Below are 20,967 nucleotides of genomic sequence, written 5' to 3'. Positions count from 1 at the left end.
TTCAGCTCCTCTCGTTCAACACCTGCTTCATACATTCCAGTAACCGGTCATTTTCTTCCGGCAGCCGGACAGCCAGCCTGTACCAGCCATTCCCGAGTCCCCGGTAATTTGCACAGTCCCGGATCAGGATCCCCCGCTTCTTCAACTCTTCAAACCAGTTGATCTCACTGTTAAAAAGAAGAAAGTTCGCCTCCGACGGAATGTACTCTATTCTCAGATTTTCCAGTTCTTTTTCCATTCTTTCCCGCTCTGACTTTACCAGTTGCCGTGTCTGCTCTTCTCTGTGGTCTTCCTTCAATGCTGAAAGTCCCGCAGCCTGTGCCGGAGTTGATACGCTCCACGGCTGACGTACCGTCTCCATCCGTTCCAGCAATGCTTTATCAGAACTGATCCCGTACCCAAGACGGATTCCCGGAACTGCATAGATTTTTGTAAAAGCCTGCAATACGAACAGATACCTGAACCTGCCGGTCTCCAACTGCATGGATGCCTCTTCCCCTGAAGTCAGGAACTGCACAAAACATTCATCCAGCACCAGTCTGACCCGCTCTTTTTCACACTTTTCAGCTATTTTAATAAGAAACTCCTTTTCCACTGCCTGTCCCGCCGGATTCGACGGAGAGCATAAAAATAAGAAATCCAGTTCTGATGTGATTTTTTCTGTCAGATCCGTTCCCAGACGAAAATTATTTTCTTTTTTTACTTCATGATACAGGATTTCACATCCTACCGTCTTTAAAGCCTGCTCATATTCTGAAAATGCCGGTATCACGATCATTGCTTTTTGAGGTTTTTCTGCCAGTACCAGTGAAAATAAAAGATCTGCTGCTCCATTTCCGATCACAAACTGTTCTGCTGCCAGTCCCTTTTTTTCTGCCAGTGCATTTCTTAATTCCCTGCTCTGGCTGTCGGGATACTCTCCGATCCTCTGCAACGACCGGGCTGCCGCTTCAACAACTGCATCTGCAGGTCCTAATGGATTTACATTAATGGAAAAATCCAGTAAATTTTTATATGTATAAATATCTCCGCCATGTGCGTACTGCATCTCTTACTCCTGCTCTTCTCTCTGCTGCTCCAGTAACCGTTCCAGTTCTTCCCGGTATTCCCCGAACCATTTTACCGGAAGTACTTTCTGATCCGTATTGATCCTCTTTTCCATCCACACCATATTATACCATCTTCCGAACTTATAACCACAGTCATAAAATTCTCCCACAAGCCGATAGCCTGAATGGGCATGAAATTCTACGCTGTTCCTCGTCAGGTATTCATCCAACTACAGCAAACAGATCAGTAATTTGATTCCGCCAAATACAAGCAGCATCAGAACCGTCGTCACATACATCAGCCTTCCTGCTCTTGGAATGTCTTCCGCCTCGATCTTGCGGAGTGGATCTCCGATAAATTCCTTTTTGTGGATCTTGCCAAAATATACCGCATCTCCTGCCAGTTGCACATCCAATGCCCCGGCACAGACCGCTTCTGACTGTGCCGAATTAGGACTCGCATGCTTTCGGCAGTCTCTTCTGTAGATCTTCCACGCATTCTTTCCATTCAGCCCGGTCAGAAAAGACGCCAGTACCATAAACCATGCCGTCAGTCTTGCCGGAATATAATTGAAAAGATCATCCATTTTCGCAGGGATTCTTCCAAAATAAAGATACGTTTCATTTTTATACCCCAACATCGAATCCATCGTGTTCACTGCCTTATATAAAAATCCCAGTGGTGCACCTCCCAGAAGCAGATACAGAAGCGGTGCGGTCACTCCATCGGAAGTATTTTCCGCAACGGTCTCTACAGCCGCCTTCGTCACTCCTTCAAAGCTCAGATTTTCCGTATCTCTTCCGACGATCATCGAAACTGCCTTTCTCGATCCTGGCAGATCTTTTTCTTTTAACCGCTCATAAACCTTTCCGCTTTCGCTGACAAGACATCTGGCTGCAAAAATCTGATAGCACCAGAATGTCTCCAGTATGAATCCTGCTGCCGGACCCCATTTCCGTACGATCCACAAGATCCCTGCCGTCACACTATATACCACTGCAACCGTCAGAATCCATAAGATTCCTCCTGCAGCAATCTGTCTTTTTTCTCCTGTCTTTCTTCGGAGCAGCTTCTCCAGAAACGAGATCCACTTTCCGATCAGCCGTACCGGATGATACAGCCAGACAGGATCACCAAAAATAAAATCCAGTACAAATCCCGCTACACACGCACCCAGCGAAACTAATCCCATAACTTTTCCACCTTCCGCAGCTTTTTATTACCGGTTTTCCACTCTTTTTCGTCAATTATCACCCGATATCCACTACCGTTACCCACCTGCCAGTCATAAAAATTCTTCTTTTCTTCTGCAAGTTGTTCAAATACTGCCATGATCGTGCCTCCATGTACTACAAAAGCCGCCCGCTGTACCTTTTTTTCAATCAGCCATTCGATCTGCTCAATCGCACCTTCCACGCTCCTTCTGCGGAAAACGCTCTGTTCTTCCCCACCCGGAAATGGAATCGTACCATTCGATTTCAGCCATGCAATATACTTCGGTACAGACTTCAGTTCTTCATACGTCTTTCCTTCAAACTGCCCGAAATCACACTCTCTTAACCTCGGCTCGGTCTTTCGTTCCGTTCCTGGAAACATCAATTCTGCTGTCTGAATACAGCGAAGCATCGGACTACAGATCACCCGCTCCACTTCAGAATATTCTGCAGGATTTTTCAAAAAACCTTCTACTGTCTTCTCTGACAATGGTTCGTCCGTACTTCCTATATATTGTCGCTTTTCATTTCCCGGTGTCTGCAAATGTCTGATCCATATAAGTTCCATTTTTTCTCCTTATCTTTTATCCTGCAAGCATAATTCCCGCAAGCATCCCCAACTCACAAAGCTGCAGAAAATATCCTGCAAGATCTCCGGTCGTTCCACCAAAATATTTTCTGCTGAATAAATAATAATAGACATAGATTGCGATTCCCATCACCAACGCTGCAGTCCCTGCTGCAGGTGAAATTTTCAGCAGAATAAAAGCCGTCAGTACTGCCCACAGCATCATAACCACTCTGACTCTCCGCTTTGCTGCTCCATCCTGAAATGTCCGCAGCAATCCGCTGTTCTTTGCAGCTTTGAAACTGACTACTGCCAGTCCGCTCATAGCTCTGGAAAATGCGAAAATACAACAGGCGACCAGTAATTTCTTCTCGCCTATTTCACTCCATATTCCGACATTTGCCAGGAAATAGCAGCAAAGTCCAATAATGGCAAATGCTCCCGTATGCGGATCTTTTAATATTTCAAGCCGTCTTTCCCGTTCTGCATAAGAACTCATGGCATCCACTGTATCTGCAAAACCGTCAAGATGGATCCCGCCCGTGATCAGCACCGGGATCAGCGTCATAGCCACCGAAAAAAGCAATGGTTTACAATGCAGCCAATGAAGAAGTGCATACCCTGCCGCAAATTCTGCAGCTCCGATCACCACTCCCACAACCGGGAAAAAACACATCGCATATCTCATATTTTTTTCATTCCACTCTGCCTGTGGCATGGGAATTTTTGAATACATTGCAATCGCAATGATCAGTGAATTGAAGATCCACATTTTCTTAACTCCTATTTTAACTCCTGATACTGTTCTACCTGAATCTCTTCAAAGGTACTCATTTTCCGGTATACATCCAGTCCCATTTCCAGAAGCGGAACCGCTGCAACCGCACCGCTTCCCTCTCCCAGTGACAGGTCACACACGATCATGGCAGACATTCCGAGGGCATCCAGCACCCTCTTTCCTCCCGGTTCTTTTGAACAGTGGGATGCAAACAGATATTTCCCCGCAAGTGGTGCCAGCCTGACTGCACAGAGTGCTGCAACTGAGGAAATAAATCCATCAATCAGCACCGGAATCCGATAGATCGCACCACCTAAAAAAAGTCCGCACATTCCGGCAATATCATATCCTCCGACCTTTGCCACTACATCCAGCACGTCACCGGGATCAGGGCGATTTTTTTCCAGTGCCTGCCGGATCACCCGGATTTTTCTTTGCAATCCTTCCGAACTTAATCCTGCTCCTCTGCCTGTTACTTCCTCTGCCCTTTTTCCAAGCAATACGGAAGCGACTGCACTGCTGGTAGTCGTATTTCCGATTCCCATCTCACCGGTTGCCAGCAGATCATACCCCTCTGCTTTTCTCTCGCCGGCGATCTCGATCCCGGTCAGAATGGCTCTGATCGCCTGCTCCCGCGTCATCGCCGGACCGTGAGCCATATTTTCTGTCCCGTAACTGATCTTTTTGGAGGGATCGGTCAGAGAAGCAACATCGACCGCCATTCCTATATCGACCGGCAGGACATCCACACCGGCTTTTTCTGCCATAATACACACACTCGTTGCACCTTTTGTGAAGTTATCCGCAACAATCGCAGTCACTTCCTGCCCCGTCTGCGTCACACCTTCTGCCACCACTCCGTTATCCGCACAGAAGATCACCAGACCCTTTTTCTTCATTATAAAATCCGCATCTTCCCGGATACCCGCCATTCGGATCACTGCCTCTTCCAGCTTTCCCAGACTGTGCAGTGGCTTTGCAACCGTCTTCCAGCGTTCTTCCGCCTGCCTCATACTTTCCACATCCAGTGGCTTTATTTCTTCTAATTTTTGATTTAAAATTTTTTCCAGCATATTTTTCTTTTTTCAGCAAATACTATCTCTGATTTTAAGTAACTTTCTCCCGGAGAACTCTCCTTCCTGGGATTCCTCCGCTATTCTACCATAAAATAAACAATTGCGATATACTTAAAATCAAGGTTTCTTTTTCACAGGACTCCTTACTTTTTTGAAAAATTTTAGAATTTGTTTCTACTTTTTTCATTCTCTTTGTTAAAAATTTTATAGGATTCTTGTTGATTTTATCCCTATAATATGTATAATTAGAAAAGGATATTGTAACATCTGCATTTGCAGAAAGGTTCTATATTACTATAAAGAAAGAGGTACATGTAAGATGGCAAAAATTGATTTAAGTAAGTATGGCATTACCGGAACTACAGAGGTTGTATACAATCCTTCTTATGAGATGTTATTTGAAGAAGAGACGAAACCTGAGCTGGAAGGCTACGAAAAAGGTCAGGAAAGTGAACTTGGTGCAGTGAACGTAATGACAGGTGTATACACTGGTCGTTCCCCTAAAGATAAATTTATCGTTATGGATGAGAACTCCAAAGATACAGTTTGGTGGACATCTGACGAATATAAAAATGACAATCACCCGGCTACTCAGGAAGCATGGGCTGCTGTAAAAGATCTTGCAATTAAAGAGCTCTCCAATAAGAGACTTTTCGTTGTAGATGCATTCTGCGGAGCTAATAAAGATACTCGTATGGCAATCCGTTTTATCGTTGAAGTTGCATGGCAGGCACACTTCGTAACAAATATGTTCATCAAGCCTACAGCAGAAGAGCTTGAGAACTTCGAGCCAGATTTCGTTGTTTACAATGCTTCCAAGGCAAAGGTTGAGAACTACAAAGAACTCGGACTTAACTCTGAGACAGCCGTAATGTTCAACATCACAAGCAAAGAGCAGGTTATCGTAAATACATGGTACGGCGGAGAAATGAAGAAAGGTATGTTCTCCATGATGAACTACTTCCTTCCACTGAAGGGAATGGCTTCCATGCACTGCTCAGCTAATACAGACCTGAACGGTGAAAATACAGCAATCTTCTTTGGTCTGTCAGGAACAGGTAAGACTACACTTTCCACAGATCCTAAGAGACTCCTCATCGGTGATGACGAGCATGGCTGGGATGACAACGGAGTATTCAACTTTGAAGGTGGATGCTATGCTAAGGTTATCAACCTTGACAAAGAATCTGAGCCGGATATCTACAATGCAATCGTTCGTGACGCTCTTCTTGAGAATGTTACACTGGATGAGAACGGAAAGATTGATTTCGCTGACAAGAGCGTAACAGAGAATACTCGTGTATCTTACCCGATCAACCATATTAAGAATATCGTTCGTCCGATTTCTTCTGCACCGGCAGCTAAGAACGTGATCTTCCTGTCAGCAGACGCATTCGGAGTACTTCCTCCGGTATCTATCCTGACAGCAGATCAGACTCAGTACTACTTCCTGTCTGGATTTACAGCAAAACTTGCCGGAACAGAGCGTGGAATCACAGAGCCTACACCAACATTCTCAGCTTGCTTCGGACAGGCATTCCTTGAGCTGCATCCTACAAAATATGCAGAAGAGCTTGTTAAGAAGATGGAGAAGAGCGGAGCTAAGGCTTACCTTGTAAATACAGGATGGAACGGAACAGGAAAGCGTATCTCCATTAAAGATACTCGTGGAATCATCGACGCAATCCTGAACGGAGCTATCAACAATGCTCCTACAAAGACAATCCCATACTTCAACTTTGAAGTACCTACAGAGCTTGAGGGTGTTGATACAGGAATCCTTGATCCTCGCGACACATACGCTGACGCTTCTGAGTGGGATGTTAAGGCAAAAGATCTTGCTGAGAGATTTATCAAGAACTTCGCTAAATACGAAGGAAATGAAGCTGGTAAAGCACTTGTTGCTGCTGGTCCTCAGTTATAAGAATCTGGCAATAGCCTGAAATGATTCTGATCTTCTATTTTATGGATGAATAGAATATAATACGCGTAAAAGCTATGGAAATGAAAATGAGATAACCTCTCAAAATTTCATTTTCCATAGCTTTTTTAGTTTCGCTAATCAAAAGGTATTGACTTTTCCATGTAAGATGATATCATAATGATATCAAATAAATTCTTTTTATATTAAGGAGGGGTTTTTATGGAAGAAAAAATCTTAACAACCAAAAAAAATGGTATGGCAGTCCTGCTGCTTACCTCTCTGCTTTATCTTGCAGCGGTTGCAGTCTGTGTCCTGTCATCTGTCTCTATGAGCAATGACATCACACCACTCAATATAACCGGACTGGTTCTCAGCATTATCTGGTTAGCTCTTGGATGGATTCCTTTTGCCGGACTGAAAGTATTAAAGCCACAGGAAGCACTTGTCCTCACTCTTTTTGGAAAGTATATCGGCTCTCTGAAAGATTCAGGATTTTATTTTGTAAATCCATTCTCTATCGGAGTCAATCCTGCTGCAAAGACAAAATTAAGCCAGAGCGGTGATGTAGACAATCACTCTAAAAAAGATACTTCTATCGCAAGCCTCTTAGGCAGCAATAGTCTTTCCCTTTCAGATGAATCTTCTAATAAGAAAATTTCTTTGAAGATCATGACTCTGAATAATTCACGACAGAAGATCAACGACTGCCTTGGTAATCCAATCGAGATCGGAATTGCTGTTACGTGGCGTGTTGTGGATACTGCAAAAGCAGTATTCAATGTAGATAATTATAAGGAATATCTTTCTCTCCAGTGCGACGGTGCTTTACGCAATATCGTACGGATCTATCCTTATGACACAGCCCCTGATATCGATACAACCGGAGACGGGAAGGCAGACGAAGGAAGCCTTCGCGGCTCCAGCGAGATCGTAGCAGCAAGAATCCGTGATGAGATTCAGAAAAAAGTAGCCGATGCAGGACTTGAGATTATTGAAGCCCGCATCACTTACCTTGCTTATGCCCCGGAAATCGCTGCCGTAATGCTTCAGCGTCAACAGGCATCTGCGATCATTGATGCAAGAAAGATGATCGTTGACGGTGCTGTCGGAATGGTTGAAATGGCTTTAGACCAGTTAAATGAAAAGGGTGTAGTAGAACTGGATGAAGAACGAAAAGCTGCAATGGTATCCAATCTGCTCGTTGTTCTCTGCGGCAACCACGACACCCAGCCGATCATTAATTCAGGAAGTCTTTATTAATTTTTATGGCTGAAAAGGATAATAAGAAAAAGCAGATTCCGCTTCGGCTCTCTGCCCAGCTTTATAATGCCATTGCAGCCTGGGCGGAAGATGATTTTCGTTCCGTCAATGGACAGATTGAATATCTGTTGACCGAATGTGTCCGCCAGCGGAAAAAGAATGGGAAATATGTATCCGAACACTTAGATGAACCGATAGAACTGGATATCAAATAATCGGCTTAAATCCAGCCGATTATGAATCTAACTGATTATAAGCACTCCCGGATGTCTGACAGCATCCGGGAGTGCTTATAATTTCTCTTATTTACAGACTTTTCTTCATCGTCTCTTTCTTCCAATTACTCTTTTTTCTTCTGTACATCCACCAAAAAAACTCTCCAGTTCCATCGGTTCTACCGGCTCAAATTTCAGTCTGGATGTATTAACCGCTTTCTCCCCTTTACTGACTGCCAGTGTAATATGAGGAATTTTTATCTGTTCTGACATTTTCTGCAGCACCGGATCTTCACATTCCAATTTTACCTTAAGTCCTTCATTTCTCCCATCATTTCCATATCCGGTAATCCATACCCTGACCGCTGTTCCGAAAAGAGACTCCTCTACCTTGTCCGGCTTATAGGAAAACGTAATATGCGGGATTTCAATCTGCTGTTCCAAAGGATTTTTTCTATATTTTTTTACTTTTTTATAAAAATCTTCCGTAGCAAAAAAGCAGCCGATATAATGATATTTCTCCCACATAAAAAACTCTCCTTTACCTCTCTTTTCTCTTATTCTTTCAGTTTTTCTTTTTTTGAAACGAATAAACTTTTCAAAACTCCGGCCGCAGTCAGAAAAATAAGCAATATGCAGACTCCCTGGACACCATGTACTACTGCCGGACCAAACTTCAATGTTCCTCCTAAAAAGGAAGCTGAAAAATCAAAGCTGTCAATCAGAGCCGAAAAGACACTCAGGATCGAAAGAAATAACAAAGATCGATTCAGCTTTGCCTCTCTGCTTTTCTGTTCTTCCTCCGTTTCTCTTTTTCTTTCCTCGGTCAATGCACGTATTGGCTCATTGATATCTTCATACATATCTTTTAATGCAAATACATCTGTCATCCTGTCATACAGTCTTTGATACTGTGCTACTTCTGTCACACACGAAAACACAAAATCTGCCTCAAATTCATAAAGCCTTCTTCTATATTCTTCCAGAGTTTCCAGGGTATTATACCTTCCCACTCCAATTTCTGTCAGAAACATATACAGTACATACTTTTGATGCAGCAGTAAAATATACATATACAGATATTGATAATTAAAATTCCTGTAAAATGTCGTTCTGATGAATGTTCCTCTCCCCATTTCAGGACAGGTAATACAGACTGCCGCCTCCTGGGATACTCCCCAGATCATATCGTGCGAAGACTGATATATTTCTTTTTTCTCTCGCTCCTGATCTTCTGTATATAAGAACCCCTCGCTATAGCAATACCTTAGAAAAAAGAGGTCTTCTCGATAATCTTCTTTTTTCTCCATTTCAAGATAACTCAGAACATTTGCCCGCTCAGTGGAAGGATTCGCATAATAAAAATAATCAAATGTACCGATTTCTTCTACTTCTCGCATCAGCTTTTCTGCGATTTTCAAAAATGTAATCTCATTGGGATTCTGATCAGAAAAAATCTTCTCTCTTCCGACCTTTTTCAGATAATACTCTGCCGAAGCAATATAGTTGGGATCATTTTTCTCAAACTGTACCTGAAATACCATAATACATACAGAAGTACTGAAACAATAGAGCTGGATTCCGATTAATTGAAACCTGAAGCTGATCTCTGTCCCCTGAAACGGGTGCTTTTGGGTCGAAAACCAGTCTTTCAATCCTGAAAAATCTTCTCTTTTTCTGCCATTCCATTCATAATGAAAGCACAGACACTGCTCCGGTTTGCGGCTGTCCAGCTTATCTGCAACATACTTCATCATATAAATGATCTCATCATGCACCAGATCCCATGAATCACTTTCATCCAGCATCCGGGTCAAATCTTTAAACCGTTCGTATTTTTCATACTTAAACGGAACAAAAAAATAACTGGTATTTTTCATATATTCCATATTTTTTCCATTCCTCTGCTTTTCACTTTTGTCTACTCTTTTTTTACTTTACCTGCACTTTAGAAAATTTTCGATCCATGCCCGGTTCGATGGATAATATAAATGAGGATATCCCGCAAAAAGACCCGGTTCTGCATGAATACAGCTCCAGCTTCTTTTTCCATCCGGTTTCACAGCCATACAGTCTTCTCCATTTTCTGTGCTGTCCCAGTAATGAAATTCCTGTCCACGCAGGCTTGTTCCCTCCGGCAGCCACTCCTTTTTACAGGTTTCACTCATCGGAATCACATTAACATAACCGAATCTGACAAGCTTTCCTGTAGGATATGAAATTCCCCTGATCCGACCAACCATTGACCATTCTTTGCCTTCCCGATCTCTTATTTTTTCGTGAAGATACATAAATCCTCCACATTCTGCCAGGCAGGGAATCTGTTTCTCCAATGCCGCTCTTACTGACATCAACATACTTCTATTTTCCGATAACTGCTGTGCATACAACTCGGGATACCCACCTCCAAAGATCATTCCCTCTATTCCATCTGGAAGCTGCTTATCCCGCAACGGACTAAAACAGATCAGCTCACACCCCATCGACTCCAGGATTTCCAGATTTTCTTTATAATAAAAGCAGAACGCTTCATCTCTTGCAACTGCAATCCGCTTTTTTCTCTTCTCTCCACTTTCAGCCTGATCAGCAGAAAAGGATGATTTTAGAAAACAGGCATCCCTCTGCTGCCACTTCAGATCTTCCTGCTGCCATTTCAGTTCTTCTGCTCTTTCTGCAATCTCTCTGATTCCTTCCAGATCCAACGTCTCGTTTGCAATCTCTCCTGCCTGTTGCATCTGTAATTTCAATCCCTGTAATTCCTGCGGTGTCACCAGCCCCAAATGCCTGCTCTCAAGCACGAATGGATCTGCCTTCGGCAAATACCCCACAATTTTGATCTCACTGTGGTTCATCCTCTGTAAAGTCTGTTCCAGCATCTGCTTCAGTCTTGGATAGAGCATACCGGATATCTGATTTAAAATGACTCCGCAAATCCTGCTTTCCGGTACATATTCCGTCATTCCTTTCAGTACTGCCGCCAGCGTCATTGCCGCTCCACGTGCATTCACAACTAAAATAACCGGAAACTTCAGCACAGAAGCAATCTCATAAGAACTTCCCCTGACTGTATCCAGACCCATTCCATCATAATATCCCATAACGCCTTCCGCTATCACAAGGTCTGCTCCCTCCGTATGCCGGATAAAATTCTTTGTCAGTTCTTCTGCATCTGAAAAGAACAGATCCAGATTTTCAGAATCGACTCCCAGCACCTCCCTGTGGAACATTGGATCAATATAATCCGGTCCGCATTTACAGCTCCTTATATTCAGTCCCTGCTGCACATAAGCAGACATCATACCGCAGGCCGCTGCCGTCTTTCCACTGTTACTTGACACTGCTGCCAGTAAGATCCTCGGTATTTTTTTCATGTTTCTGTCGCTCTCCTTTCAGACCGGATAATATAAACCGGATTCTGACCTGTCATCATATGATAATCTCCGAGGATTCTGGAACGTGCTGCAGACAACTGAGTCACCTGAATTTCTTTTAAAAGACCATCTTTTGAAAGTTCCATCACCTCTCCAAGTGTTTCCAGTGAAATTGCATTCAATACAATCTTCACTTCCGGATTTGCAGCCGTCACCTTCTCTATGATCTGACGCAGATTTCCTGAACTTCCTCCTATAAATACATGCGTTGGCATTTCCAGGCCTTCCAGTACCTCAGGTGCATTTCCCTCAATAATCCTGATTCCATCCACACGGAATTTTTTTCTGTTCTGCCGGATCAGTTCCACTCCTTCCGGATTCTTTTCAATCGCATAGACTTTTATTTTTTCTCCTGACAATGCTATTTCCACTGAAACTGATCCGGTTCCCGCCCCTATATCATAGACAACAGCATCTTCTGTCAGTTCCATTTGTGCAACACTCACTGCCCGGATTTCTGCTTTCGTCATCGGTACTTTTCCACGTAGAAACTCTTCGTCCTTTCTATGCGGTCCTGTCGCCTTAGATGGAACTGGATTTTCAACCATCACTGCTGTTAATCCCTCAAAATCCTCCTCCTGAAAATCAGAAAGTACACCAGATCTTACGCATTCATCTGCATAAGAAAGATTTGTTCCGATATGGATCTTTACTTCATTCATCTCATACTCAAGCATTCTTTTATAAAACACTTTTCCGGCATCCGTTCCTCCAAGCAGAAGAAAGGTTTTTTCTCTTTTATCAATCGTCTGTATAAAATTTTCATTTTTTCCGTGAAGACTGATGATTGCTGCATCCTCCCATGCAATCCCGATTTTTGCACTCAGATATACAATCGAAGAAATTCCCGGGACCAGTATTACCTCATCTGCAAAACCTTCCAGTACCTTTTCCAGCTTTTTTGCTCCACTGAAAAATCCAATATCCCCTGAAAGAAGAATCCCGATTTTCCAATCTTCCTTTTCCGCTTTTATAATCTCTGCAATCTGCTCTGGACGGTATTCCACCATCATCTTTTTCTTCTCCTGCATCTCACCAGGAAGAATCCGCTTTGCACATTCCAGCATCCGCTTTGCACCGATCAGGCAGTCTGCCTGATCAATCACTTCTTTTGCCCGGGCAGTCAACATTTCCGGCATTCCCATTCCAATTCCTGTCAAAAATATCTTTCTTCTTTTTTCTCCGCTGTTCTCTCTGTTCTTATCTACTCTCATGCCTCGCTCTTCCCTGTGCTTTTTTCATTCCTTTTTGCTCATGATCTTTTTCTCATGCCTTTTCTTTTTTCATCTCTCTATATCCACGGGGAGTTACCATTTTTCCATTTAACTCCATCGTCTTTTCAGTTCCGATATAAACTGTAGTAAACATATCAACTGCCGTTTCCCTTAATATTTCCAACGGCAATATCTGATAAGTCTCCCCTTCTCTTCCGATATTTTTCACAAACCCACAAATTGTATCAGGGCGACGGTATTTCAGAAAAATATCACATGCTTTTTGCAGATAGTCTGCTCTTTTTTTACTGGATGGATTATAAAGACAGATCACAAATCCTGCTTTTGCCGCAGCCTCCAGACGTTCTTCAATCTGTTCCCACGGTGTCAGCAGATCGCTCAGACTGATCACCGCAAAATCATGCATCAGCGGTGCTCCCAATACTGCTGCTCCTCCGGTAGCCGCTGTAATTCCCGGAATAATCTCAATTTTTATCTCAGGATACTCTCTTCCCACTTCATAAATCAGCCCTGCCATTCCATACACTCCGGCATCTCCACTGCACACCATTGCAACATCCTGCCCTTTCACAGCTTCTTCAAATGCCATCTGACAGCGTTTCACTTCCTGCTTCATAGGTGTACTCAGGAACTTCTTTTCCGGGTACTGCTCTCTGACCAGATCAATATATACCGTATATCCAAGGATCACAGGACACGCCTCCAGTATCTTCTCCGCTCTGACCGTCATCTGTTCTCCTGCTCCCGGTCCAAGACCAACCACATAAACTGTACTCATACTTCTTTTCCTTTCCTGAATTCCGTCGTAAATGCCGGATCATACAATTTTGATCTTTCATATTCTGTGTTCAGTACATTTCCAACTACGATCAGTGCAGTCTTGGTGACCTTTTCCCTCTCTGCAGTTTCTGCCAGTGTTCCAACTGTACAGTGCATTACTTTTTCTTCCGGCCAGGTCGCTTTATACACGATCGCCGCCGGAGTTTCTTCCTGATATCCGCCTGCAACCAGTTCTTCTGACAGCTTCTCTAACATACCGGTACTTAAGAATAATACCATGGTCGCCTGATGTGCCGCGAAACTTCGGATTGATTCTTTTTCCGGTACAGGTGTTCTTCCTGCCATCCTTGTAATAACCACTGACTGGGAAATACCGGGCAGAGTGTATTCTGCTTTCAATGCTGCTGCCGCCCCACAAAAAGAACTGACTCCCGGACAGTCTTCAAATGGAATCTTCCGTCTGTCCAGTTCATCCATCTGTTCTTTGATTGCACCATACAGACAGGGATCTCCCGTATGCAGACGCACGACCTTTTTCCCCGAACTCTCTCCTTTGATCATGACCTCCATTACTTCTTCCAGTGTCATCTCTGCACTGTTATAAATCTCACACTCTTCTCTGCACATCTTCAGCAATGCCGGATTCACAAGTGAACCTGCATAGATCACAACGTCCGCTTCTTTCAGTTTATTCTGCCCTCTTACAGTAATCAGATCTTCTGCTCCCGGTCCCGCTCCGACAAATGTAATCATTCTTTTTCCTCCTTCATAATCAGCAAGGTATAATAGCCGGCTTCTTCAGGGATACGCTCCGCCCCCTGATAAACCGCTTCATTCTCCATTCCACAATTTTCTATCATAACGACCTTTTCTGACCGTCCCTGTAATCTTCTTTTTAATTCAGGCAATTTTCTTCCTGCTTTCATTAATATCTTCGTCCCTGAAAGTTCCAGAGCTTTCCCAATCTCATAAGAAGCCGGAATAATATGAATCTGTTCCTCTTTCTCTGCCAGTGAATCATTGATTCTCGATGCAGCCGCACAAAAAGAGGGAATTCCGGGAACCATTTCTGCTTCATAACCCATTTTCAAAATCCGTTTATGAAGATACATATAAGTTGAATAAACGGAAGGATCACCAAGCGTAAGAAAAACCAGCTTCTTACCCTCTTCCAGCAATTCACAGACCTTATCTGCATCCATATCATGAATTTTTTTCAGCCGGTCTTTTTCTTTTATCATCGGCACAGGTAAATACATTTTTAATTTCTTTTCTACCTGGGGAACTGCCTTTTTTACAATCTGATAAGCGACACATCTATTTTGATAATTGTTCAGTCCGTCCTCTTCTCTTTCATTCTCTCCTGAAAATACCGGTACTTCCAAACCTCTGTCTGACACCGGAAGAACAACTACATCACTTTCCCTGATCTTCCGGACCGCTTTCAATGTCAGAAGTTCCGGGTCTCCCGGACCGACCCCTACACCTGTCAGTTTCCCTTTCGTCATTTCTGCTTCCTTTCATTTTGAATCCGCTCCAGTAATTGTTCTGCATTCGGAGTTTTTCCCAGGATTCCATCCTCATTTGAGAACATGATTGCACCGATCTCAAATTCTCCCCCGGCTCTTCCCGATAAATAGAAATCAATCCGATCCATCACGCTTGCCATAACCGGTTCTAATATTCCAAGCTGCCGGATGATTTTCAGGGCTTCTGTCGTATTCAGGCATTGCATGATCCTGCATACACTTTCCCGATCTGCTCCCTGCATGGCTGCATGAACTGCCAGCACTTCCATCCGGCAGTCCGCCTGCCGTGAATGTGTATTCATTACACCTGCCGCCAGCTTGACCCATTTTCCTACATGACCAATAAGAAGGATTCCCTTCATACCAAGCAGTCTTGCATCTTCAATAGCCTCTCCCACATAATTACTGCACTTTACGGTAAGCTCTGCATCCAGTTCTAACTGCTCTGTCAGAAAATCCATTCCATAATTTCCCGGAACAATATAACACCTCTCATACCCACTGCTCCGAATCATTTTCATTTCCAGATAAATTGTATCTGTCAGTGCCTTTTCACTCATAGGCTCTACGATCCCACTTGTTCCAAGAACCGAAATCCCGCCTCTGATACCAAGTCTCGGATTGAACGTCTTTTTCGCTGCATCTACTCCCTCCGGAATAGAAATTTCAACAGAAAGTTCTCCCTGATATCCCTTTTGCAGACAAATTTCCTGAACTGCATCAAAAATCATTTTTCTCGGAATCTGGTTAATTGCTGCCTGTCCTACTTTCTGCTCCAGTCCTGGATGCGTGATCCGTCCAACGCCAACTCCTCCTTCCAGGCTCAGATTTCCTTCATAAAATGCAGTATCTGTTGTCTGCCGTTCCTTTTTTACTCTTGCAAAAACCAGTAATCCATTGGTCACATCCGGATCATCTCCGCTATATTTCCTTATGGCACACTCCACGAATTTTTCTGTCTGCCGAATTTTCTCTACATCCAGATAAAGTTCTATTCCCTTTGGAGTCATCAGCTTTACCTGCTGGATTGTCTCTCCTGAAAGCAGCATATAAGTTGCCGCCTTTGCTGCTGCAGCAGCACAACTTCCTGTTGTAAATCCCATTCTCAGTCCGGATTTTGTCCTTCCAATCTCATACACCACTTTCTCACCGCCTTTTCAATCTTTCAGTACCTTCTCAGTATTTCATAATGCTTTTTCAGTATTCAATCCCTTTCCTTGCATAGATTCCTCGGTCAAACGGATGCTTTCTTTTTTTGATCTCCGATACATAATCTGCCAGTTCAATCAGCCGCTCGTCCGGATTTCTCCCGGTTAATACAATTTCCATCCTTTCCGGTTTTTCTTTCAGAAAGGTAATCGCATCCTCATTTGGAATCAACCCATAATTGTATGCTGCCATAAATTCGTCCATAACAAGTACATCATATTCTTCTTTCCTTGCCTTAACCAAAATTTCTTTCCAAAGGCGAAAATACATCTCGGACATTTCTTTCTTTCCCTGTTCTGAAAGAGTTTTATAAAAGCCAAATGATTTCTTGAGATGAATCACTTCAATCCTGCTGATCTGATCCAGAATTTTCAATTCTCCCGAATCTTCCGTCTTTAAAAATCGCGTAAACAGAACCTTCATTCCATTCCCCGCTGCCCGCACTGCCAATCCGATCGCCGCTGAAGTTTTCCCTTTTCCATCGCCACAATAAATATGAATCAATCCCTTTTCCATCCACTTTTTACTCCTGTTCTTTCTTTCCAAAGTTACTTTCTATAAAATGGCAGACTTCCTGAACACTCCTTCCTCTCTCCTGTGGTCTCCCGATCACGATCAGTACAGCTCCTGCCTTTTTTGCTGCTTTCAGCTTTTCCTCAAATCCACCGGCTTTTCCGGATTCCTTCGTGACAAAATATCTTGCACGGGTCTGATGAAGCAATGCAAGATTCATTTCTTCCGAAAACGGTCCCTGCATAGCAATCAGATGCTTACCTTCAAACCCCAGCCTCACGCTTTCTTCCATCGCTGCTTTTGTCGATAACACCCTCGCAAAGCATCTTTCCTGATAATTTCCGATCTTTGTATATTCTTTCAATTCTTTGCTCCCGGTCGTAATCAGAATCTTTCCTTCTGTCGTACTTAAAAACTCGGCTGCCTCTCTGACAGATTCGAAAACTCTCACCTGCTCCTGACCTGCCAGATCTTCACTGGAAGTTTCCATCTCCCGCAGGCACCTGATATAGCCGGTCTGCGTCTCTTTGCAGGCATTCACGATATTTTCCGTGACAATTTTTGCAAATGGATGGGTCGCATCAACAACACAATCAATTTTTTTCTCTGTCAGGAATGTCTTTATTTCCTCCTCATTCATCCGCCCTGCAAGGATTATAATATCCGAGAGCTGCTCCTCCTGTAGAAGACTCTTTCCATATTCTGTGGCAGTACTTACATAGCATGCGATTCTTTTTTTCGATAAATATTCAGCCAGCATCCGCCCTTCTGTCGTTCCTGCAAAAAGTAATAATTTCCGTTCTTTTTCTCTCATTTTCCTTTTTCTTTCCTCCTTCAGAAACGGATTCTGACTGGTTCTTCCACCAGTGCAACTGTCATTTTTTCTTTTCTGTATTTTGGACAGATCAGTTTTCCATCTGGTACATAAGTTCTCACCGCACGTTCACATACATTATCCACTCCCGTAACCTTTTTCACAAAATCCGATGAATCTGATACACTTCTAATTTTCATCAACTCATCTGCATTATAAGTTACAAAAGGAATTTTATATTTTTCTGACAGTTGCAAAAGTCCGGTTTCTTCCTTTTTCAGATCAATACTGGCAAGTCCACAGAGCTGCTCCATCTCTAATCCATATTCCTTCAGTACTTCCTTAAGCCCCTGTTCCAGCACTTCCTCGGATACGCCTTTTCTGCATCCAATCCCGGCTGCAATATTACGGGTTCTCAGCAAAAGGAACCCCTCTTTTTCTGCATCCGGATTTTTCATTTTCCCCGGCTCTTCCACTTTCTCCGTTCTCTTCTCTCTGAAACTTTCCAGCTTCACCTTATACGGATATGGTTCCCATACTTCCCGGGATCTACAGATAATAAGCTCCTTTGGAATTTTTCCTTCTATTATAATATCCTGATCCTCGATCAGACATGCTATTTTTTCTCCTTCAAGTACTGCTGCTGAAATTTCTTTTGCTTTCTTCCGATCCTTAAACAACAGATGATATTTTCTGGCAAAAACATCTACTGCAAATTTCTGCTGCACATCAGTCGCTGTCGTATGAACGACTTCTGCCTCTATCCACATACCGATCTGCTCTGCAAGTTCAACCGCACCGCCTATATGACCAGACAAGATCGGAATTACATACTTTCCCTTTTCATCCATGACAAGTACCGGTGAATCTGTAAACTTATCCTTTACAAAAGGTGCGATCCAACGGACAGCTATGCCAGCCGCCCCGATAAAAATAAATCCGCTCTTTCCCCAATTTTCTCTGATAAACTCCTGTCTTTTCTGTGGAAGTGGCAGGACTCCATTTTCTGCATACCTTTCCACTGAATAGCTTTCCACCAGAATCTCATTTCTTTTACAAAATTGGTTCAGTTTCCTGTTTAACTGCGTGCCTTCTCCTGTAAAACTAAAAATTATCATCTTGTCCATTTTAGCTGCTTTCTCTGAACTTTCTTCTATTCGACCTTGCTACTTTAATATTTTAGCATGAGAGAAATAAGTTGTAAATTTGTATTTGTTGGGGTGATACGCTTGTAAATCAGAAAGCTTCTTTGTGGCGAAGCGGACGCGGAAAGCATGGATATTCCTTCGCGGTGCAGGCCCGCTTTACCTCAGCCCGTTGACCGTTTGTAACTCGAAAGTGGAAATCTTCGTGCAAAGGCACTCGATTTACTTTCTCTAACAAACGCTGCAAAGTGTCTTCGGAACGCTCTCTGCTAATGCACCTGCTCAGGAACACCCTGCTTTCCGCTGACCATCTCAATAAGAAGTTATACCGACTCCACAGCGTATTCACTCAACAATACAAGATTTAAAAGATAAAAAAGCCGGAAGGTTATTGACTAAGATATTCGATAGTAAATATTAGATGATAGATACTATATTTACTATTTGAGGGATCATTTATCTTAGTCGATAACCTTCCGGCTTTCTACTTCTTATCGAAATTTCGTATTGTTGAGAGAAAATGTCCGGGTGTGAGGAAAGCTTTCTGACTTGAAACGCCCAATATCCGCCCTTGCTGTTGCGTGAGCAGTGCATTGACAGGGAGCGTTCCGAAGACACTTTGCCCAACTTGTTAAGGAACGTAAACAGGAGTGCCTCTGCACGAGTGTTTCCACGTTCCTGTTACAAGTTGTCAACGGGCTGAGGTAAAGCGAGTCCTGCACTGCGATGCAACAACAAGTGTGGATATGGACGCTCTTCTGTCAGAAACAATTCCTGCTCCTGGGATATTTTCTCCCCAACAAATACAAATTCACCCAACCACAGAAAGAATTTTATGCACGCTATCCAGCGATTCCATCAGTACTTCTGCAATGGCATCCAAAGGATACCCAAGCTTTTGCATTTGGAAGGCGATATCGTGCTTTGTGGAAGCTTTTCCCAATTCCTTGCCCTCTGTAATACCCAGCTCTTTTCCATGAGCTTCTCCCTCGGCAATCCCCGATTGTCTGCCCTGTTCAATTCCATCCTGAACGCCGTCATTATAAATATCTTCCAGTGCTTTACACATATCCAGTTCCTCCCTTTCGTTCTTTTCTACGTTTATCTCCATAAGCTGCCGGGAATTTAAGAATGCTCCAAGTGCATGATAAGTCTCCAGATCCAGCTTTTGGAAATAGTCTTTATGATTTGCCACATATGTACGCAATGCGTATTTATCCTGACTACATTGTAGCATACCGAAGATGATTTGTAAATCACTTTGAAAAGATTCTAAATTTTTCAGTCTTCTGACATCGACGAGGTTAATGTGATAATTGGGAAGGTACTTTTTCATCAGTTCTGCATGGTTCTTTTCTGTACCAAGATCGAACATCTGATGCAGTTCCAAAGGTCCATCCCACTCCTCTGTCCCATAATAGAAGATCAAAGTAATCACCGGGATGAGTTTATCATTCTTTTGAAACCGGGAAAGAAATTCAGCCGAAGAAAGACGGGGCGGACGTTCTTTCCATTTGACCCGCACCTGTTCTGCGTATTCCATGCTGTCATAGAGCATTACTTTCAACGGTGCAGCGTAATGAATGGCAGTCTGTGATTCCACCGCCAGCAGCATCAGCACAGCCTGATCCTGCCAGTTCATGATGATATCACGGTATTGCTTTTTTACAACATTTTTCCCCTGAGCGTCCTGAAGACTGACTGCGGTTGTCTCCGGGCTGGGGTGAAGGTTCTCCGGCAGGATCACGGTTTCCCCATGAAATAAAATGGCATTGAACAGGTCTGCGAACCGTTTCGTATCCTTAAGCCAAAGATTAACATTTACATCTGCTTGTCCCATAGGCAAGTCCTCCTTAACAAAAATATAATCGTTATCATCAAAATGAAAATCTCTGACCGAAATGGTCTTGAAATACGAGATGCGTCCGTGGTAAGGTTTCAGAAATAAATCTTTAAAGGACTTTTTCAAAAGCTTTTCTTTAAAGATTGTCCTGAAATTTTCTACTTATTGGACATCAGACATAGAAAATGAAAATGAAATCTGTCTGAGATTTTGATGTGAGATGAGTATAAGATAGTGTAAGGGAAAAATCAATTAAAAGAGTTTAAAGTTTGTATGAAATAAGTATAAAATTTGTAATTGTTGGAATGAAAATGATTTGGCAGTTGGAAAGTTTTTAATAGAAGAGCGTCCATATCCACACTTGTTGTTGCATCGCAGTGCAG

General features: G+C 43.1%; 20 protein-coding genes and 1 pseudogene. 3 read left to right on the top strand and 18 right to left on the bottom strand.

From position 1 onward, the window contains the following. Window position 1: 1 nt before the first annotated feature. The 6 genes and pseudogenes from NQ541_RS03725 to cobT form a co-directional block, all read right to left on the bottom strand. Window positions 2–1,048, bottom strand: coding sequence for a pyridoxal phosphate-dependent aminotransferase (locus tag NQ541_RS03725; protein ID WP_023922156.1), 1,047 nt, complete (start codon window positions 1,046–1,048; stop codon window positions 2–4). Window positions 1,049–1,051: 3 nt separating this feature from the next. Further along, window positions 1,052–1,276: pseudogene (locus NQ541_RS03720) on the bottom strand (N-acetyltransferase family protein); the annotation flags it as partial. 3 nt (window positions 1,277–1,279) lie between these two features. Next, window positions 1,280–2,242 carry an adenosylcobinamide-phosphate synthase CbiB gene (gene cbiB, locus NQ541_RS03715; RefSeq protein ID WP_005610546.1) on the bottom strand — a complete coding sequence of 321 codons (963 nt, stop codon included), beginning with the start codon at window positions 2,240–2,242 and terminating at the stop codon, window positions 1,280–1,282. Continuing rightward, the gene (locus NQ541_RS03710) at window positions 2,233–2,832 is read right to left on the bottom strand and encodes a histidine phosphatase family protein (RefSeq protein WP_005610545.1); all 600 of its coding nucleotides are present in this window, start codon (window positions 2,830–2,832) and stop codon (window positions 2,233–2,235) included. Before NQ541_RS03710 ends, cbiB begins: the two co-directional genes overlap by 10 nt. Before the next feature lie 16 nt (window positions 2,833–2,848). Then, on the bottom strand, window positions 2,849–3,604 hold the full coding sequence (gene cobS / locus NQ541_RS03705) for an adenosylcobinamide-GDP ribazoletransferase (protein ID WP_005610544.1): 756 nt from the start codon (window positions 3,602–3,604) through the stop codon (window positions 2,849–2,851). A gap of 11 nt (window positions 3,605–3,615) precedes the next feature. Next, complete coding sequence (gene cobT, locus NQ541_RS03700; protein ID WP_005610543.1) at window positions 3,616–4,683, bottom strand: nicotinate-nucleotide--dimethylbenzimidazole phosphoribosyltransferase; 1,068 nt, start codon at window positions 4,681–4,683, stop codon at window positions 3,616–3,618. A 322-nt stretch (window positions 4,684–5,005) separates the two neighbouring features. Here cobT and pckA point away from each other — a divergent pair, with 322 nt between their 5' ends. From pckA to NQ541_RS03685, 3 genes are all read left to right on the top strand, one after another. Then, a complete protein-coding gene (gene pckA / locus NQ541_RS03695; protein WP_005610542.1) occupies window positions 5,006–6,610 on the top strand; it encodes a phosphoenolpyruvate carboxykinase (ATP) in 1,605 nt (534 codons plus the stop codon). Window positions 6,611–6,829: 219 nt separating this feature from the next. Further along, entirely contained in the window at window positions 6,830–7,870 is a 1,041-nt protein-coding gene (locus tag NQ541_RS03690) for an SPFH domain-containing protein (RefSeq protein ID WP_005610541.1), read from the top strand. Between the two features lie 5 nt (window positions 7,871–7,875). Beyond that, window positions 7,876–8,085 (top strand): type II toxin-antitoxin system antitoxin, encoded by a 210-nt coding sequence (locus NQ541_RS03685; protein ID WP_005610540.1) that lies wholly within the window; start codon window positions 7,876–7,878, stop codon window positions 8,083–8,085. A gap of 105 nt (window positions 8,086–8,190) precedes the next feature. Here NQ541_RS03685 and NQ541_RS03680 read toward each other — a convergent pair whose 3' ends face one another. The 12 genes from NQ541_RS03680 to NQ541_RS03625 all read right to left on the bottom strand — a co-directional run bounded on the left by NQ541_RS03680 (window position 8,191) and on the right by NQ541_RS03625 (window position 20,581). Beyond that, window positions 8,191–8,613, bottom strand: coding sequence for a hypothetical protein (locus tag NQ541_RS03680; RefSeq protein WP_005610539.1), 423 nt, complete (start codon window positions 8,611–8,613; stop codon window positions 8,191–8,193). A gap of 29 nt (window positions 8,614–8,642) precedes the next feature. Next, complete coding sequence (locus NQ541_RS03675; protein WP_005610538.1) at window positions 8,643–9,974, bottom strand: hypothetical protein; 1,332 nt, start codon at window positions 9,972–9,974, stop codon at window positions 8,643–8,645. Window positions 9,975–10,022: 48 nt separating this feature from the next. Then, the gene (locus NQ541_RS03670) at window positions 10,023–11,456 is read right to left on the bottom strand and encodes a cobyrinate a,c-diamide synthase (protein ID WP_005610537.1); all 1,434 of its coding nucleotides are present in this window, start codon (window positions 11,454–11,456) and stop codon (window positions 10,023–10,025) included. Beyond that, entirely contained in the window at window positions 11,453–12,730 is a 1,278-nt protein-coding gene (gene cbiE / locus NQ541_RS03665; protein WP_005610536.1) for a precorrin-6y C5,15-methyltransferase (decarboxylating) subunit CbiE, read from the bottom strand. The genes NQ541_RS03670 and cbiE overlap by 4 nt, the downstream gene beginning before the upstream one ends. A 52-nt stretch (window positions 12,731–12,782) precedes the next feature. Beyond that, window positions 12,783–13,529 carry a precorrin-3B C(17)-methyltransferase gene (gene cobJ / locus NQ541_RS03660; RefSeq protein WP_005610535.1) on the bottom strand — a complete coding sequence of 249 codons (747 nt, stop codon included), beginning with the start codon at window positions 13,527–13,529 and terminating at the stop codon, window positions 12,783–12,785. Next, window positions 13,526–14,284, bottom strand: a complete 759-nt coding sequence (cobM, locus tag NQ541_RS03655; protein WP_005610534.1) for a precorrin-4 C(11)-methyltransferase — start codon at window positions 14,282–14,284, stop codon at window positions 13,526–13,528. Before cobM ends, cobJ begins: the two co-directional genes overlap by 4 nt. Beyond that, the gene (locus tag NQ541_RS03650; RefSeq protein WP_005610533.1) at window positions 14,281–15,039 is read right to left on the bottom strand and encodes a precorrin-2 C(20)-methyltransferase; all 759 of its coding nucleotides are present in this window, start codon (window positions 15,037–15,039) and stop codon (window positions 14,281–14,283) included. Before NQ541_RS03650 ends, cobM begins: the two co-directional genes overlap by 4 nt. Next, a complete protein-coding gene (cbiD, locus tag NQ541_RS03645) occupies window positions 15,036–16,202 on the bottom strand; it encodes a cobalt-precorrin-5B (C(1))-methyltransferase CbiD (RefSeq protein ID WP_147644465.1) in 1,167 nt (388 codons plus the stop codon). Before cbiD ends, NQ541_RS03650 begins: the two co-directional genes overlap by 4 nt. Window positions 16,203–16,257: 55 nt before the next feature. Then, entirely contained in the window at window positions 16,258–16,785 is a 528-nt protein-coding gene (locus tag NQ541_RS03640) for a cob(I)yrinic acid a,c-diamide adenosyltransferase (protein ID WP_005610531.1), read from the bottom strand. A 7-nt stretch (window positions 16,786–16,792) separates the two neighbouring features. Further along, window positions 16,793–17,596: a precorrin-6A reductase gene (gene cobK, locus NQ541_RS03635; protein ID WP_005610530.1), complete on the bottom strand. Its 804-nt coding sequence runs from the start codon at window positions 17,594–17,596 to the stop codon at window positions 16,793–16,795. 20 nt (window positions 17,597–17,616) lie between these two features. Beyond that, window positions 17,617–18,723 carry a cobalt-precorrin 5A hydrolase gene (locus NQ541_RS03630; RefSeq protein WP_005610528.1) on the bottom strand — a complete coding sequence of 369 codons (1,107 nt, stop codon included), beginning with the start codon at window positions 18,721–18,723 and terminating at the stop codon, window positions 17,617–17,619. An 829-nt stretch (window positions 18,724–19,552) separates the two neighbouring features. Continuing rightward, window positions 19,553–20,581, bottom strand: a complete 1,029-nt coding sequence (locus tag NQ541_RS03625) for an Rpn family recombination-promoting nuclease/putative transposase (RefSeq protein ID WP_259936499.1) — start codon at window positions 20,579–20,581, stop codon at window positions 19,553–19,555. Between the last annotated feature and the right edge of the window lie 386 nt (window positions 20,582–20,967).

Source organism: [Ruminococcus] lactaris ATCC 29176, assembly GCF_025152405.1.
In the GTDB taxonomy this organism is placed as follows: domain Bacteria; phylum Bacillota; class Clostridia; order Lachnospirales; family Lachnospiraceae; genus Mediterraneibacter; species Mediterraneibacter lactaris.
This window is presented reverse-complemented; position numbering and strand designations above follow the sequence as displayed.

Bases quoted from the DNA above. Each gene is read 5' to 3' on its own strand.
- NQ541_RS03725 (WP_023922156.1), bottom strand. From the start codon at position 1,048: ATGCAGTACGCACATGGCGGAGATATTTATACATATAAAAATTTACTG.
- cbiB (WP_005610546.1), bottom strand. From the start codon at position 2,242: ATGGGATTAGTTTCGCTGGGTGCGTGTGTAGCGGGATTTGTACTGGAT.
- NQ541_RS03710 (WP_005610545.1), bottom strand. From the start codon at position 2,832: ATGGAACTTATATGGATCAGACATTTGCAGACACCGGGAAATGAAAAG.
- cobS (WP_005610544.1), bottom strand. From the start codon at position 3,604: ATGTGGATCTTCAATTCACTGATCATTGCGATTGCAATGTATTCAAAA.
- cobT (WP_005610543.1), bottom strand. From the start codon at position 4,683: ATGCTGGAAAAAATTTTAAATCAAAAATTAGAAGAAATAAAGCCACTG.
- pckA (WP_005610542.1), top strand. From the start codon at position 5,006: ATGGCAAAAATTGATTTAAGTAAGTATGGCATTACCGGAACTACAGAG.
- NQ541_RS03690 (WP_005610541.1), top strand. From the start codon at position 6,830: ATGGAAGAAAAAATCTTAACAACCAAAAAAAATGGTATGGCAGTCCTG.
- NQ541_RS03685 (WP_005610540.1), top strand. From the start codon at position 7,876: ATGGCTGAAAAGGATAATAAGAAAAAGCAGATTCCGCTTCGGCTCTCT.
- NQ541_RS03680 (WP_005610539.1), bottom strand. From the start codon at position 8,613: ATGTGGGAGAAATATCATTATATCGGCTGCTTTTTTGCTACGGAAGAT.
- NQ541_RS03675 (WP_005610538.1), bottom strand. From the start codon at position 9,974: ATGGAATATATGAAAAATACCAGTTATTTTTTTGTTCCGTTTAAGTAT.
- NQ541_RS03670 (WP_005610537.1), bottom strand. From the start codon at position 11,456: ATGAAAAAAATACCGAGGATCTTACTGGCAGCAGTGTCAAGTAACAGT.
- cbiE (WP_005610536.1), bottom strand. From the start codon at position 12,730: ATGAGAGTAGATAAGAACAGAGAGAACAGCGGAGAAAAAAGAAGAAAG.
- cobJ (WP_005610535.1), bottom strand. From the start codon at position 13,529: ATGAGTACAGTTTATGTGGTTGGTCTTGGACCGGGAGCAGGAGAACAG.
- cobM (WP_005610534.1), bottom strand. From the start codon at position 14,284: ATGATTACATTTGTCGGAGCGGGACCGGGAGCAGAAGATCTGATTACT.
- NQ541_RS03650 (WP_005610533.1), bottom strand. From the start codon at position 15,039: ATGACGAAAGGGAAACTGACAGGTGTAGGGGTCGGTCCGGGAGACCCG.
- NQ541_RS03640 (WP_005610531.1), bottom strand. From the start codon at position 16,785: ATGGAAAAGGGATTGATTCATATTTATTGTGGCGATGGAAAAGGGAAA.
- cobK (WP_005610530.1), bottom strand. From the start codon at position 17,596: ATGAGAGAAAAAGAACGGAAATTATTACTTTTTGCAGGAACGACAGAA.
- NQ541_RS03630 (WP_005610528.1), bottom strand. From the start codon at position 18,723: ATGGACAAGATGATAATTTTTAGTTTTACAGGAGAAGGCACGCAGTTA.
- NQ541_RS03625 (WP_259936499.1), bottom strand. From the start codon at position 20,581: ATGGGACAAGCAGATGTAAATGTTAATCTTTGGCTTAAGGATACGAAA.